Origin of the sequence: Geodermatophilus sp. DF01-2 (assembly GCF_004571065.1) — a bacterium.
Classification (GTDB): Bacteria; Actinomycetota; Actinomycetes; order Mycobacteriales; family Geodermatophilaceae; genus Geodermatophilus.
Genome location: NZ_SPQN01000004.1, coordinates 75,421 through 88,050, shown reverse-complemented (window position 1 = coordinate 88,050; position 12,630 = coordinate 75,421). Strand labels below are relative to the sequence as shown.

The following is a 12,630-nucleotide window of genomic DNA, read 5'->3' as shown; positions in this document are numbered from 1 at the left end:
CCCCGGACGGGTCGAGCACGCCGGTGGGGCGGGACGGGCGCGTGGGGCGCAGGGGGTGCACGGGATGCCGGACGGCGTGTCATCGGCGCGTGGACGGCACGGCAGGACGCCGGCGGTGATGGTGGGCAGGCCGCGGGGTCCGGCGTCCGGTGGGACGCAGACCCCCACTCTCCGATCCCCCCGCCCGGGCGGCGATGCCGCGGGGCGATGGAACCAGCGCCCGGCACCCGGGCGCCGTGAGGACGTCTTTCGACCATGAACGTGCTGTTGTGCACCACCGTCTTCATCGGGTCCCTCTACCACCGCATGTCCGAGCCGGCGCGGGCGGTCGAGGAGGCCGACCTCGGCATCCGGGTGACGGTCCAGCGGGGTCTGAAGACGACGATGTACCCCGACCCGGAGAACCCGACAGGTCCGATGGTGGTCAAGGAGGTCGACGCCCAGGGCGCCGACGTCGTCGTCCTCCAGCTGCCCAAGACCAGGGAGATGCTCGACTGCCTGCGACTGCTGCAGGCCCAGGGCGTCGCCGTCGTCGTCGAGCTGGACGACCACCTCACCGCCCTGCCGCCGGGCCACCAGGGCCACGACGTCCTGATCCGCAAGGGCGTCGGACGGATCGCCGAGGCCTGTGCCCGGGAGGCCGACTTCGTCACCGTCTCCACCCCCAACCTGCTCAGGGAGTACGCCTCCCGCGGCAACGGCCTGGTGGTGCCCAACGCGATCCCGCGTCGGATCGCCGAGCTGCCGCCCGCCTACGAGCGGGAGCCGGAACGCGTGACGGTCGGCTGGACCGGCACGGTGGGGACCCACCCCTACGACCTGCAGGAGATGGGGTCCGGGCTGCAGCAGGCGCTCGACCGGACCCGCGGTCGGAGCCGGTTCGCGATCATGGGGGGCGGGGCCGACGCCAAGCACCGGCTGCGCCTGGCGGAGGAGCCGCTGCAGATCCCGTGGGTCGAGGACGTCGACGCCTTCGCGACCGCGGTCGGCGAGCGGTTCGACATCGGTGTCGCGCCGCTGCGCATCGACACGTTCAACAACTGCAAGAGCTGGCTGAAAGTACTGGAGTACTCCGCCCGCGGCGTCTTCGCCGTCCGCTCGCCGAGCGCCGAGTACGAACGACTCGGCCTCGGGTACCGGGCCAAGCGGCCCCGGGACTGGGCCAACGGGATCGCTCGGGCGATCGAGGACGCCGACTGGCGCCGTGAGCAGACCGCCGCCGCCCGGGAGCAGGTGCTGGCGCACCACCTGACCGAGCACACCGCCGAGCTGTGGGCCACGGCCTGGCGCAAGGCCCGGGAGCACCGCTCCCGCGCGGACCGCATCGGCGCCTGAGCCCCCACCCGTCGACCCCGAACGAGGAGACCACCATGGAACGGCACGAGCTGCTCACCGCGCTGCACGCGCGGCTGCACCCCCGCAACTACCTGGAGATCGGCATCGACACCGGGGTCAGCATGGCCCTGTCGAAGGTCCCGAGCATCGGCATCGACCCGGCGTTCACCGTGGTCTCCGAGATCGACTGCGACGTCCAGCTCGTGCGGGCGACGAGTGACGACTACTTCCGCCACAACAACCCGACCGAGCGCTTCGGCGGGGACCCGCTGGACCTGGCCTTCATCGACGGGATGCACCTCGCGGAGTTCGCCCTCCGGGACTTCATCTACGTGGAGGCGTACGCCACGCGGACCAGCGTGGTGGTCTTCGACGACATGCTGCCGCGGAACGTGACCGAGGCGGCACGGGACCGGCAGACCGTCGCCTGGACCGGGGACGTGTTCAAGGTGACCCACGTCCTCCAGCGGCTGCGTCCCGACCTCGTCGTCCTCGAGGTCGACACCCAGCCGACCGGGACCGTCGTCGTGCTCCTCCCCGACGCCCGGTCGACGACGTTGGCGGAGCACTACAACGCGATCGAGGCCGCCATGGTGGCCGACACCGACCCGCAGGACGTTCCCGAGCACGTGCTGCGCCGGACCAGGGCGGTCGACCCGCAGCGGCTGATGGAGTGCGGGTGGTGGGAGACGCTCGTGGCCGAGCGCCAGGGGCGTGTCCCGGCCGGGTCGCTCGCCAGGGAGCTCGCGGCCCAGGACTGGACCGCGCTGCGGTCGGGATCGGCCCTCGCCGAGCAGGCCCCTTACGCCTTCCAGCGCTGAGGAAGGACCCCTCTGCCCCCACGCCTCGCGAGCTCGGCGTGGGGCCCTGCAGAGGGGTCGCCCGTCCTCCCACCCTCGCAGGCTGTGAGGACCCGGGACGGGGTCGCCGGGCCGGCCACAGGAACCTCGTCCCCGCACAGCGCAGCGCCCCGGATCCTCGCCGAGGACCCGGGGCGCTGCGCGGTGTGCCGGCTGCCCGGCGCTCAGGCGCTGCGACCGGTCGCCGTCACCCACGGGTTGCGGTGCGGAGGCACCGCCACGGGGCGGGGGTGGGGGAGCGGGGGAGCCGCGGCCGGCGGGGCGTTGCGGCCGGCCACCCGGTCGACGTAGGAGCGCTGCTGGTTGCGCGCCCGCACACCACCGTCCGCCGGCACGGCCCTGCCCTCCCAGACCTCGCTCATCGCCGCGTGCAGCAGGGTCAGCGCGCGGGCGCGCATCTGCGAGACGCGGGAGAGCGTGACGCCGAGGTCGGCGGCGATGTCGGTCAGCGACTCGCCTCCGAAGAAGTTGCGCTCCACGACCTCGTCGAGCCGGTCGGGGAGCTGGCGGATCGCCTCGTGCAGGTACCGGGACCGCTCGTTGCGCAGCAGCGCGCGCTCCGGCGACTCCCCGGTGTCGGGCAGGTCGAGGGAGGCGCCGTCCGGGCCGGTCTCGGCGTCGATGCTCACCATGACGGCGCGGTGGACGTCGACCTGCAGCGAGTCCAGGTCGGTGGTGGCCATCCCGAGGCTCGCGGCGAGCTCCTCGCGCGTGGGCGGGCGGCCCAGCTGGATGGCGAGCGCGTCGGCCGCGGCGTCCGTGCGCCGGGCGGCCGCCCGCACCGACCGGCTGGCCCAGTCGCCGGAGCGCAGCTCGTCGAGGACGGCGCCCTGCAGCCGGGCCAGGGCGTAGGTCGCGAAGGAGGCCCCCGCCGCCGGGTCGAACCGCCGTGCCACCTCGACCAGCGCAACCTTCGCACAGGACAGCAGGTCCTCGCGGCTGACGTGGGCGGGCAGCGAGATGCGCGAGGCCACCGCGTTGACCGCGAACGCGGCCAGCGGCAGGTGCTCGGTCACCAGGGCGTCGACGTCCCGGGACGGGATGTCGCGGGCGTGGACGCCGGCAGCCGGAGCGGCGGGGAGGCGCGAGGCAGAGGCACTGGACCGCAGGGTCGCCTGGGCACGCGATGGGCTCACGCTCCCCTTCTCGGCAGGGCCGGACCCGGACGGCACCCCCTGGTCGGCACGTTGCCGTCCGGACTCGAGCACCTCGGCTCAAGGGCACCCGGGGGCTGCCGAAGCTCCTCGTGAGAACCCGCCGGCAGCACCGACGCCTGCCCCGGGGAATACGGAGGGACGGTGGGGGGCGTGGACTACCAGCACCTGTCGACGTTGCTGTGGCGCGAGCAGGAGCTGCTGGACCTGCTGCTGTTCAAGGCGGAGGAGAAGCAGTACCTCATCGTCACGGGCAAGACCCGCTGGCTGGCGCGGATCGCGCACGAGATCGAGGTCGTGCTCGACCAGCTGCGCACCCTCGAGGTGGAGCGGGCGGCGGCCACCGAGGTGCTCGCCGAGCGGCTCGGGGTGGGGGTCAACCCCTCGCTGCGCAAGCTCGCCGAGGCCGCGCCGGCTCCGTGGAACGACCTGTACGCCAAGCACCACGAGGCGCTGCTGGTGCTCGTGACCGAGCTGCGCGGCCTCTCCGACGCCAACCGGGAGCTGATCGAGGGCGGGCTGACCGCCATCGGCGACGCCCTGCTGTCGGTCAAGGCGCCGTCGGCCGGCACCTACGGGGCCACCGGCCGCAGCGACGAGCGGGCGCACCGGGCGGTCACGCTGGACGGTGCCCTGTGAGCAGCACCTTCGGCGGCCTGAACACGGCGCGGACGGCGCTGTGGGCGTCGCAGCGCGGGCTGGACGTCACCGGGCAGAACATCGCCAACGTCAACACCGACGGGTACTCGCGGCAGCGGGTCGAGCTGCGCGCCATGGGCGGGACCGCCGTCCCGGCGATCCACTCGGTGAGCAGCCCCGTCGGGTCGGGGGTCGACGCCGACCAGGTCATCCGCATCCGTGACGTGTTCCTGGAGCGGCGCGGGCAGGTGGAGACCTCGCGGACCGCTCAGCTCACCGTCGGCAAGGAGGCGCTGGCCCAGGTGGAGGCGGCGTTCCGGGAGCCGGGAGAGACCGGCATCCAGAGCATGCTCGCCGACGTGTGGGCCGGGTTCAGCGCGCTGGCCAACGCCCAGGACCCGACGGAGCCGGCCGTGCGCAGCCAGGTGCTGGAGCGGCTGGACATCCTCGCCTCCGGCCTGCAGACCACGCGGGCGACCCTCGACCAGCAGTGGCTGCAGACCCAGGACGACCTGCAGGCGCTCGCGGCCGAGGTGAACGCGACGGCGTCGTCCATCGCCGACCTCAACACCCAGATCCGTCAGGCCACCCGGTCGGGCCTGCCCACCAACGAGCTCTCCGACCGCCGGGACGTGCTGGTCATGCAGCTGTCCGAGCGGGTCGGCGCCACGTCGGTGACCGCTTCGGACGGCATGGTCGACGTCGTCGTCGGCGGCACGACGCTCGTGGCGAGCGGGTCCGCGCTGGGCCTGCGCGTCGCCGGCGTCGACGATCCCGACGGGGTCGGGGCCGGGAACGACCCCCGGCTGGTCACGGCCCCGGGCGGGACGACGCTCGCGGTCGGTGGCACCGCCGGTGGCCAGCTGTCCGTGCTGACGACGACCGTCCCGAAGTACCGCGAGGCGCTCGACCAGCTGGCCCGCGACCTGGTGGCGAAGCTCAACGCCGTCCAGGCCCAGGGTTTCGACACCACCGGCGCGCCGGGCCAGCCGCTGATGGACGACGGCTCGGGCAGCACCCCGGTCGACCCGGCCACGGTCGACGCCGGCAACATCAGCCTCCGGTTCACCACGCCCGGGCTGCTCGCCGCGGCCGGTACGTCGCCGACCGACCTGGGCGGGACCGTGTCCGCGGACGGCCGCAACGCCGAGGCGTTCTTCGACCTGAGCCTCGAGGCCGACGGGGTGGACGCCACCTACCGGGCGCTGGTCGTCGGCCTCGGTGTGGAGGCCTCCGTCGCCTCGCGCGACCTGCAGGTGCAGACGGTCATCTCCACCCAGGTGGACGCCGCCCGGCAGTCCGTGTCCGGTGTCAACCTCGACGAGGAGATGACGAACATGCTGTCGTTCCAGCACGCCTACGGTGCGGCCGCCCGCCTGGTGACCGCCATCGACCAGGCGCTGGACACCCTGATCAGCCGCACCGGCCTCGTGGGGCGGTGACCTGATGCGGATCACCCATCGTGCCGTCACGCAGACCGCGCTGCTCGGACTGAACAGCAACCTCTCCGCGGTGGCGAAACTGCAGCAGCAGCTGACCTCCGGGAAGCTGATCAGTGCGCCGTCGGACTCGCCGACCGGGACCAACAAGGCGCTGCAGATCCGGCAGGACCAGAGCGCCGTCCAGCAGTTCGCCCGCAACATCTCCGACGGGCAGAGCTGGCTCGACGCGACCGACAGTGCGCTGACGACCGTCATCAACCAGGTCCAGCGCGTCCGGGCGCTGACCGTGCAGGCCATGAACACCGGCAGCACCTCGGCCAGTGCGCAGGGGGCCATCCGCGTCGAGGTCGCCGCACTGCGCGAGAGCCTCCTCGGCGTGGCGAACTCGACGATCAACGGCCGCGCGCTCTTCGGTGGCGTCACCACGGGCTCCGCCGCCTACGACGTGGCGACCGGCGGCTACGTCGGTGCCCCCCCGACGGCCGGCGGCGAGGTCGTCGGGATCATGCGGCGGGTGTCGAACGCCGACCGGATCCGGATCGACATCACCGGCCCGGAGGCCTTCGGCACGCCGGGGGCGGGCGACCTGTTCTCCGTCGTCGGGGACATCGCCGACCACGTGGTCGGCGACCCCGACGCCCTCGCGGCCGACCTGGAGCAGCTCGACGTCGCGCTCGACCGGCTGCTCGGAGCGGCTGCCTCCGTCGGTGCCCGCTCGGCTCGGATGGAGGCCGCCGGTCAGGTGAACACCGACATGCAGCTGACCCTGGCCTCGCAGCTGGTGGACGTCGAGGACATCGACCTGGCCAGGACGATCATGGAGCTCAGCCAGCAGAAGGTCGGCTACCAGGCGGCGCTGCAGGCCACGGCCCAGGTGATCCAGCCGACGCTCGTGGACTTCCTGCGATGACGCTCTCGGCGGTCGCGACGCTGCCCCTGCTGGCGATGACCGAGGCCCTGCCCGGGTTCCCGGCCCACCGGGACTACGTGTTGGTCACCGCCGACGGGGATGGCCGGCTGTTCTGGCTGCAGTCGATGGCGCCCGACGGCCCGCGCTTCCTCGCCATCGACCCGGGCATGTACTTCCCGGACTACGCACCGGCGCTGCCCTCCGCCGTCTGCGCCGACCTGAAGCTCACCGACCCGGCGGAGGCGCGCCTGTACTGCCTGGTGACCGTCCCGCCCGCAGGGCCGGCCGCAGCCACGGCCAACCTCCGTGCGCCGCTGGTGGTCAACCCGGCCAACTGGCGGGCCGTGCAGGTCGTGCTCGTCGACGGGTCCCATCCCATCCGGCGTCCCCTGCGCCGATAACCCACCAGGGCGGTTCGGTTCCTGACCGCCAGCCACGGACGGCCACCACACACCCATGGAGGGGTTCGAAGTGCTCACTCTCACCCGTAGCGTCGGCGAGACGATCCGCATCGGCGACGACATCGAGGTGCACGTCGTCGAGGTCCGGGGCGGCACCGTCCGCCTCGGCTTCAAGGCCCCGCGCGAGGTGACGATCCACCGCGAGGAGGTCTACCGGCAGATCGCCGAGGCCAACCTGCTCGCGGCGCAGGTCACCGCCGACACCCTGGGTGCGCTGGCCGCGTTCGCCCCCGCGTCGGCCGGTGCACCGGATCCGCAGTCGGTGTCCGGGGAGCCGGCGGGTCGCGGGGAGACCGCGAAGGGCTCCGCCGGCTGACACAACTGGCCGGGGCTAGCCCCCTGCTCCTTGTCGACACCTGCCGACGACCGCACGTCGGGGGTCGGGCGCCTGTCCGACACGGGCAAGACCTGCCGAAGACATGGCCTCACATTGCGTAGGGCACGGCGAGTCTTGTGCCCGATGCCGGACCTCCGATGCGCGAGAGTTGCCCCAAGCACGTCACAGGGGGCGATCACGATGCAACACAGCGCAGTCACTGGGTCCGGCCACGAGGTCGCACCGCTCGGCGGCTTCGGCGGGGAGTCCGACACCGTCGTCGTGCACGTGCAGCTGCGGCCACGCCGCGGGTCGACCCGACGGTGCCTCGCAGCGCTCGCCGAGCTGGCCGGTGCACATCCGGCGGTGTCCTTCGCGCTCACCGGTCTGAGCAAGGACGACCGGGTCGCCCGCGTGACCGTCGGCGTCGAGCTCGGCCCGCGGGCCGCCGTCGCCCGGTTCTCGCCGCAGGCGCAGGCCGCCTACGCCTTCGTCAGCTCGATGTTCACGACGCTGTACGACCACATGCCGGTCTACGCGGTCGAGCCGAGCGACGCCGAGCGCGGTGCGGCCACCGACCTCATGGCCCGCCTCGCGTCCGGTCAGGCGACCGAGGTCGTCGTCCCCGCGCCCCGGCAGCCCTTCCGGGCCGAGCAGATCCCGGCCTGAAGAAGGACCTCCCTGCCCCCCCCGCCGTGAAAGGACCCCGTCCTTCCCACCCTTCGCAAGCTCAGGGTGGGACCCGGGACGGGGCCGCGGCGGGACCCTGCAGGGAGGCCGCCCGTCCTCCCCGCCCTTCGCAGTAGAAGGACCCTCCTGCCCCCCGCCGCTCGCAGGCTCGCGGCGGGTCCCTGCAGGAGGGCCGCCGTCTTCCCCACAGCGCCGAGGAGTCCCGGTGTCCGACCGCACTGCCACCCCCGCCGACCCCGCCGCCGCGCGCGGGCGCGCCCCGCTCCTCTTCGGCGACATTCCCGAGGCCGAGGGCTGGGCCCTCGCGCCGATCACCCCGTGCGACCGGGTGCACTTCCGGGTCGACCGGGAATTGCCGCTCGAGGACTTCCGCCGCGAGCTCCCGGCCGGCGTGGCGGTCAGCTACGACCAGGGCGAGGGCCTGTACCGGGTCGACGGCGCGTGTGGCACGGGCCAGGTGCTCGCCGAGTGGGTGAAGGCCTGGTGCGCCGGGCGCGACATCACCACCGTCGGGCTGCGCGCGGAGACCGACGTCCGCCGCCGCGCGCCGCGTGACCTGCCGCCGGCCTTCCTCGACGAGCTGTGCCGGCACTACCTGCCGGTCAGCCTCAAGCGGCTGCAGCGGAACATGAGCACGATCCGGCTGCACCTGCCCGACCCCGACGACCTCACCCAGCAGGTGAGCGAGTGGATCCTCAAGGCGGTCGGGCAGTTCGACGAGAGCAAGGGCGTCCCGTTCGGGGCGTTCCTCGCCACACAGCTGTCCAAGTGGGTGCACGACCTGGGCCGCAACGCCCACGGCCGCACCGCCGCCGACACGGAGAACAAGCAGCAGAAGGCGGTCGCAGCGTTCCTCGCCGAGCACCAGCGGCGGCCCAGCGAGAAGGAGCTCGCTGCCTACATGGGCCAGAGCGTGGCCACCCTGCGGCGCAACTCGCAGACGGTGGCGACGCTCAACGGGCTGCGCAACCTGCAGTCCCTGGACGGCGGGCCGGACGCCACCGAGATCATGCTGCCGGACACGAACGAGGCGCCGGACGAGATCATGGGGGAGGCGGAGCAGACGCTGCTGTCCCATGCGCTGACCGCCGCCTGCGCTCCCGACCCGGACGCACGCCGCGACCAGCGGGCCGGCCAGCCGAACGTCCTGGGCTGGGCGACCTGGTACCTGACCACCTGGGGCGGGCGGACGAAGACCCAGTTGTCGGCCGACCTCGGCACGTCGGTGCGCAACATGAACGTGCACGCCGACCGGGTCGAGCGGGCGCTGAAGCAGCGGCTGACCGAGCTCGCGGACTGACCTTCTCACGTCAGGAGGACGTGGCACTTCCCGAAGCGAGCCGGGTTGATCTCGTGCCGCTCAGGTAGACGGGCCTCGGAGGGGACGGCGCGCTGCCCTCCGTTCGAGCCACGGCGGACGCGGCTATCGGCTGCCCGGCGCCGGAGACCGCTCGGTCGCGGCGGTGGGTGACGGTTGCGGTCGCTCCCGTGGCCGCCGCGCTCAGATCCAGCGCAGTCGCGCGAGCTGCCGCCAGGGCAGCCGCTGGCACGCCTCGCCGGTCTCCCCGGCCAGCCGCGTCGCCGCGCCCGCACCGGCGCAGGCCAGCGGCGAGTGCGGCGTGACGACCACGTGGGGGTCGTGCAGGTCGAGCCCGGCCGCGGCGATCCGCTCGAGCAGCCGCTCCGGGGTCGCCAGCACGGCAGAGGCCAGCAGCGGCACCTCCGGGTGCGACCACAGCGCCACCGGACCCTCCACCCGCAGGTGGCCGTCGACAGCCGCCGCCCGGTCCCCTGCCGCCGCGCGGACGCGCCCCACGACGCGCCGGTCGAGGCCGGCCGACGGCGTCCAGGGGACCGCCCGGGACCCCCGGCGGACGACCACCCGCCAGCCGACCGCGCTCTCGGTCCGGTCGGTCCAGTCGAGCACCGCGATGCCGGCCTCGGCGGCCACCGCGTCGGGAACCGGCCGGTCGAGCACCCACGCCGTCAGCGCGGCGGCGACCTCCTCGGGCGCCGAGCCGACGCGGGCGTCGGTCATGTCCTCGGCCAGGTCGCGCAGCGGCATCCGCACCCGCCGCTCGTCCTCCTCGAGGACCACGACCGGGCCGTCGACGCGGTCGTCGACCACCAAGAGCCGCAGCCGCCCGGTGGCCAGCGCCGGCAGCACCTCCTCGGCCGCCCGCTGCACGTCGGCCACCGCGACCGGCGCGCTGCGCAACAGCTGCAGCAGCCCGGAAGCGCCGAAGAGGCCCCGGGTCACGGTCGGTCCCGGGACAGCGCGGCCCGCAACGCGGCTGGGAGCTCGGCAAGGGTCAGCACGCTGGTCAGCTCGCGAGCCGACAGCCGCACCGGCAGGACGTCGGCACCCCAGCCGGTCACCCGGCGCACCCGCGCGGCGGAGCCCGGCCACACCGCGTCGCGGGCCGTGGCCACGTGCAGCTCGGTCAGCACGTCGGAGAGGTGGATGGCCGACACCGGGTGCAGCGCCGTTCCCTCCAGCGCACGTCGCACGACGGCCTCCAGCTCTTCGCGCTCGGCCGCGGTCAGCCAGTGCGGGAGCAGGACGTCGGAGGCGGGTCCGCCCGCCGCGAGGGCGCTCACCGGGCATCCCGTGCGGCTGGGACCGGCACGGCGCCGCGGCTGCGGCGGGCTCCCGCGCGCTCTCTCACGAGATGGATATCGGCAGGCCGACCGCGTGATCGACCCGTGGCGGGGCCCATTTCCAGCAGACGGGCCCGGTCGGTCCGTGACCGTCTCCAGGAGACCTGGCGCCTGGCACGCGCGGGGCTCCGCCAGAGCCTGCTCGGCACCTGTCTCGACCACGTCGGCACCCGGGAGCCGTCCGGTAGCCGCGACGGCGACGGCTCGGGGCTGCGCCCGGCGGGTGCCTCGATGTGGTGGTCAACGCGTGGGCGTGCATTCCACCGCCGGCCTCCCCGGGCCGACAGTTGTGGTGATGGGCGTCGGTACCCGATGACCCGTGCGACGGTGGGGTCGGTCCCCGGTTCTCACGAGACGCCAGGCCTCCGGCGTACGGCGGTCGGCCACCGCTGCGATCCGGTCGACCACCGGCGCCATGGCCGGTAGGACCAACAGGACGAGCGCCCCCGCCGCCCAGCCCGCCCACACGTCGGTGACCCAGTGCGTGCCGAGGTAGATCGTCGCCGATCCCACTGTGACCGCGAGCAGCCCGGCCAGCACGGCTCCCAGGCGCCGGTGGCGCCGCGACAGGTGCACGAGCAGCGCCCACATGAGTACGGCGTTCGCGCTGTGTCCGGACGGGAAGGCCATCCCGACGGTGAACACCTCTGCCGCGCCGGGCTCGCCGATCCGGTCGCCGAGCTGCAGCGGGCCCAGCCGGCCGGTGAGGATCTTCATCGCGCCGACCGTGACGTTGAGCAGAAGGGTTGCCACTGCCACGGTGATCAGCGGGCGCGGATCCCGGTCACGCGCGAACCGCGCGGCCAGCCAGACGAGGATGACGCCCAGGCACACCGCGCGTTGTCCCAGCAGGACGAGGGCCGACATGGCGGGTCGGAGCTCCGGCCACCGGGCCGCAGGTTCCCGACGCAGGACCGCCGAGTCGAGATCGACGACCCACGAGCCGCTGAGGACGGCGACGGTGAGGCTCCCGTACCCGAGAGCCACTGCGATGACCAGCACCACCCGCGCGCCCGGACGGCGGGCCGACGGCCGCCGGTCCCCGCGGCTCACGATCGGGAAACGCCGCGGCTGCTGGTCCGGGCCTTGCCAGGCCGCAGCTCGACGTCCACGGGCAGGTCCGGATCGTCGATCGTCTGGCGTGCGTGGCCGACGATCCGGTCCTCCAGGATCCGCCGGATCTCGGCGATGTCGGCGTGGTCGGCGAGGTCGACGGCCACGGTGAGTCGCCGACCACGCTGGTCCAGCAGCCGGGCCGAGGCGCCGGCGACCCCGCGCAGGCTCTCGGCCTCGGCCTCGACGGCGTCGGTGAGGGCGCCGGCGTGGACCGTGGTGAGGCCGTCGCGGTCGTCGGTGGTCAGATCGAGCCGACCGACCCGATCGGTGTGCAGTTGGGCGAGCAACCACCGCAGACCCAGCAGCGCGAGCAGCAGGCACCCGCCCGCGACGGCCCACCAGAACCACGCCTGGTCGTCGGCGAAGTCGCGTACCGCCTGGGGCAGCAGCGGCTGGTTTCCGTCGCCGAAGGCGCCGAAGCCGAGTGCGAGGCCGAGACCACCGGCGGCGAGCAGCAGCAGGCCGAGCAGCGCCAGGACGGTGCGGTTGACCCCGTTGACGCGGGCACTGGTCACGATGACTCCCGGGAGACGGTGACGCGCGGGCGCAGGACGCCGGCCAGGCCCAGTTCGTCCAGACGCTCGGTCACGGCGGCGGTGACCGGCTGCTGGAGTTCGTCGGTGGAGCGCAGCGCGGTGGAGGCCTTCACCCGCACGGTCCGACGCCGTGCCTGAACGCGGGCGCTGCGCACGCCGTCGGCGCGCCGCGCGGCGGTGGACAGCGTGCGCTCGATGCCGCGCCGCGACGCACTGACGCGCACGCCGTCAGTGCGGCCGGGCAGCGCCAGGGAACCGGGCTTTCCCCGACGCAGCGCGGCGACCAGCAGGAGCAGACCGAGGACGACCAGGCCGATCAGGATCGCCCGGACGACGGCGGCGGCGAAGGTCTGCTCGGCCAGCCAGGTGCTCCACTGCGGATGTGGAATCAGCCAGGGCGAGCGGCCGAGGGCGGCGAGGACGATCTCGACGATGGCGAGCAGCCCACCGAGAAACAGTGCGAGGGCCAGCAGCGTGGCGAGGACCCGGTTCACGACGTGCACGGACACT

Annotated in this window: 14 protein-coding genes and 1 pseudogene; 9 read left to right on the top strand and 6 right to left on the bottom strand. The window is 73.8% G+C overall.

Features of this window, described 5'->3' with window-relative positions; translation table 11 throughout:
* Positions 1-255 precede the first annotated feature (255 nt).
* Both E4P41_RS02630 and E4P41_RS02625 read left to right on the top strand, forming a co-directional pair.
* Positions 256-1,335, top strand: a complete 1,080-nt coding sequence (locus tag E4P41_RS02630; RefSeq protein WP_135139321.1) for a glycosyltransferase — start codon at positions 256-258, stop codon at positions 1,333-1,335.
* A gap of 35 nt (positions 1,336-1,370) precedes the next feature.
* On the top strand, positions 1,371-2,156 hold the full coding sequence (locus tag E4P41_RS02625) for a class I SAM-dependent methyltransferase (RefSeq protein WP_135139320.1): 786 nt from the start codon (positions 1,371-1,373) through the stop codon (positions 2,154-2,156).
* 203 nt (positions 2,157-2,359) lie between these two features.
* Here the strand turns inward: E4P41_RS02625 and E4P41_RS02620 are convergent, their stop codons facing one another.
* Positions 2,360-3,331 carry a sigma-70 family RNA polymerase sigma factor gene (locus E4P41_RS02620; protein WP_135139319.1) on the bottom strand — a complete coding sequence of 324 codons (972 nt, stop codon included), beginning with the start codon at positions 3,329-3,331 and terminating at the stop codon, positions 2,360-2,362.
* A 171-nt stretch (positions 3,332-3,502) separates the two neighbouring features.
* Here E4P41_RS02620 and E4P41_RS02615 point away from each other — a divergent pair, with 171 nt between their 5' ends.
* The 7 genes and pseudogenes from E4P41_RS02615 (at position 3,503) to E4P41_RS02585 (ending at position 9,107) form a co-directional block, all read left to right on the top strand.
* Positions 3,503-3,988: a flagellar protein FlgN gene (locus E4P41_RS02615; RefSeq protein ID WP_167760884.1), complete on the top strand. Its 486-nt coding sequence runs from the start codon at positions 3,503-3,505 to the stop codon at positions 3,986-3,988.
* Positions 3,985-5,430 (top strand): flagellar hook-associated protein FlgK, encoded by a 1,446-nt coding sequence (flgK, locus tag E4P41_RS02610; protein ID WP_135139317.1) that lies wholly within the window; start codon positions 3,985-3,987, stop codon positions 5,428-5,430. The genes E4P41_RS02615 and flgK overlap by 4 nt, the downstream gene beginning before the upstream one ends.
* 4 nt (positions 5,431-5,434) lie before the next feature.
* Entirely contained in the window at positions 5,435-6,340 is a 906-nt protein-coding gene (gene flgL, locus E4P41_RS02605; RefSeq protein WP_135139316.1) for a flagellar hook-associated protein FlgL, read from the top strand.
* Positions 6,337-6,741: a flagellar assembly protein FliW gene (locus tag E4P41_RS02600; protein WP_135139315.1), complete on the top strand. Its 405-nt coding sequence runs from the start codon at positions 6,337-6,339 to the stop codon at positions 6,739-6,741. Before flgL ends, E4P41_RS02600 begins: the two co-directional genes overlap by 4 nt.
* Before the next feature lie 70 nt (positions 6,742-6,811).
* Positions 6,812-6,985 (top strand): annotated as a pseudogene (gene csrA, locus E4P41_RS23760) (carbon storage regulator CsrA); the annotation flags it as partial.
* Between the two features lie 333 nt (positions 6,986-7,318).
* Positions 7,319-7,786, top strand: a complete 468-nt coding sequence (locus E4P41_RS02590) for a hypothetical protein (RefSeq protein ID WP_135139314.1) — start codon at positions 7,319-7,321, stop codon at positions 7,784-7,786.
* 226 nt (positions 7,787-8,012) lie between these two features.
* Positions 8,013-9,107, top strand: a complete 1,095-nt coding sequence (locus E4P41_RS02585) for a flagellar biosynthesis protein FliA (RefSeq protein WP_135139313.1) — start codon at positions 8,013-8,015, stop codon at positions 9,105-9,107.
* A gap of 201 nt (positions 9,108-9,308) precedes the next feature.
* On the opposite strand, the gene E4P41_RS02580 is transcribed toward E4P41_RS02585, so the two are convergent.
* The 5 genes from E4P41_RS02580 to E4P41_RS02560 all read right to left on the bottom strand — a co-directional run bounded on the left by E4P41_RS02580 (position 9,309) and on the right by E4P41_RS02560 (position 12,623).
* Complete coding sequence (locus tag E4P41_RS02580; protein WP_135139312.1) at positions 9,309-10,067, bottom strand: hypothetical protein; 759 nt, start codon at positions 10,065-10,067, stop codon at positions 9,309-9,311.
* A complete protein-coding gene (locus tag E4P41_RS02575; protein ID WP_135139311.1) occupies positions 10,064-10,408 on the bottom strand; it encodes a hypothetical protein in 345 nt (114 codons plus the stop codon). Before E4P41_RS02575 ends, E4P41_RS02580 begins: the two co-directional genes overlap by 4 nt.
* A 300-nt stretch (positions 10,409-10,708) precedes the next feature.
* A complete protein-coding gene (locus E4P41_RS02570; RefSeq protein ID WP_135139310.1) occupies positions 10,709-11,335 on the bottom strand; it encodes a phosphatase PAP2 family protein in 627 nt (208 codons plus the stop codon).
* Between the two features lie 182 nt (positions 11,336-11,517).
* Positions 11,518-12,099, bottom strand: a complete 582-nt coding sequence (amaP, locus tag E4P41_RS02565; RefSeq protein WP_135139309.1) for an alkaline shock response membrane anchor protein AmaP — start codon at positions 12,097-12,099, stop codon at positions 11,518-11,520.
* Entirely contained in the window at positions 12,096-12,623 is a 528-nt protein-coding gene (locus tag E4P41_RS02560; protein ID WP_135139308.1) for a DUF6286 domain-containing protein, read from the bottom strand. Before E4P41_RS02560 ends, amaP begins: the two co-directional genes overlap by 4 nt.
* Positions 12,624-12,630 lie beyond the last annotated feature (7 nt).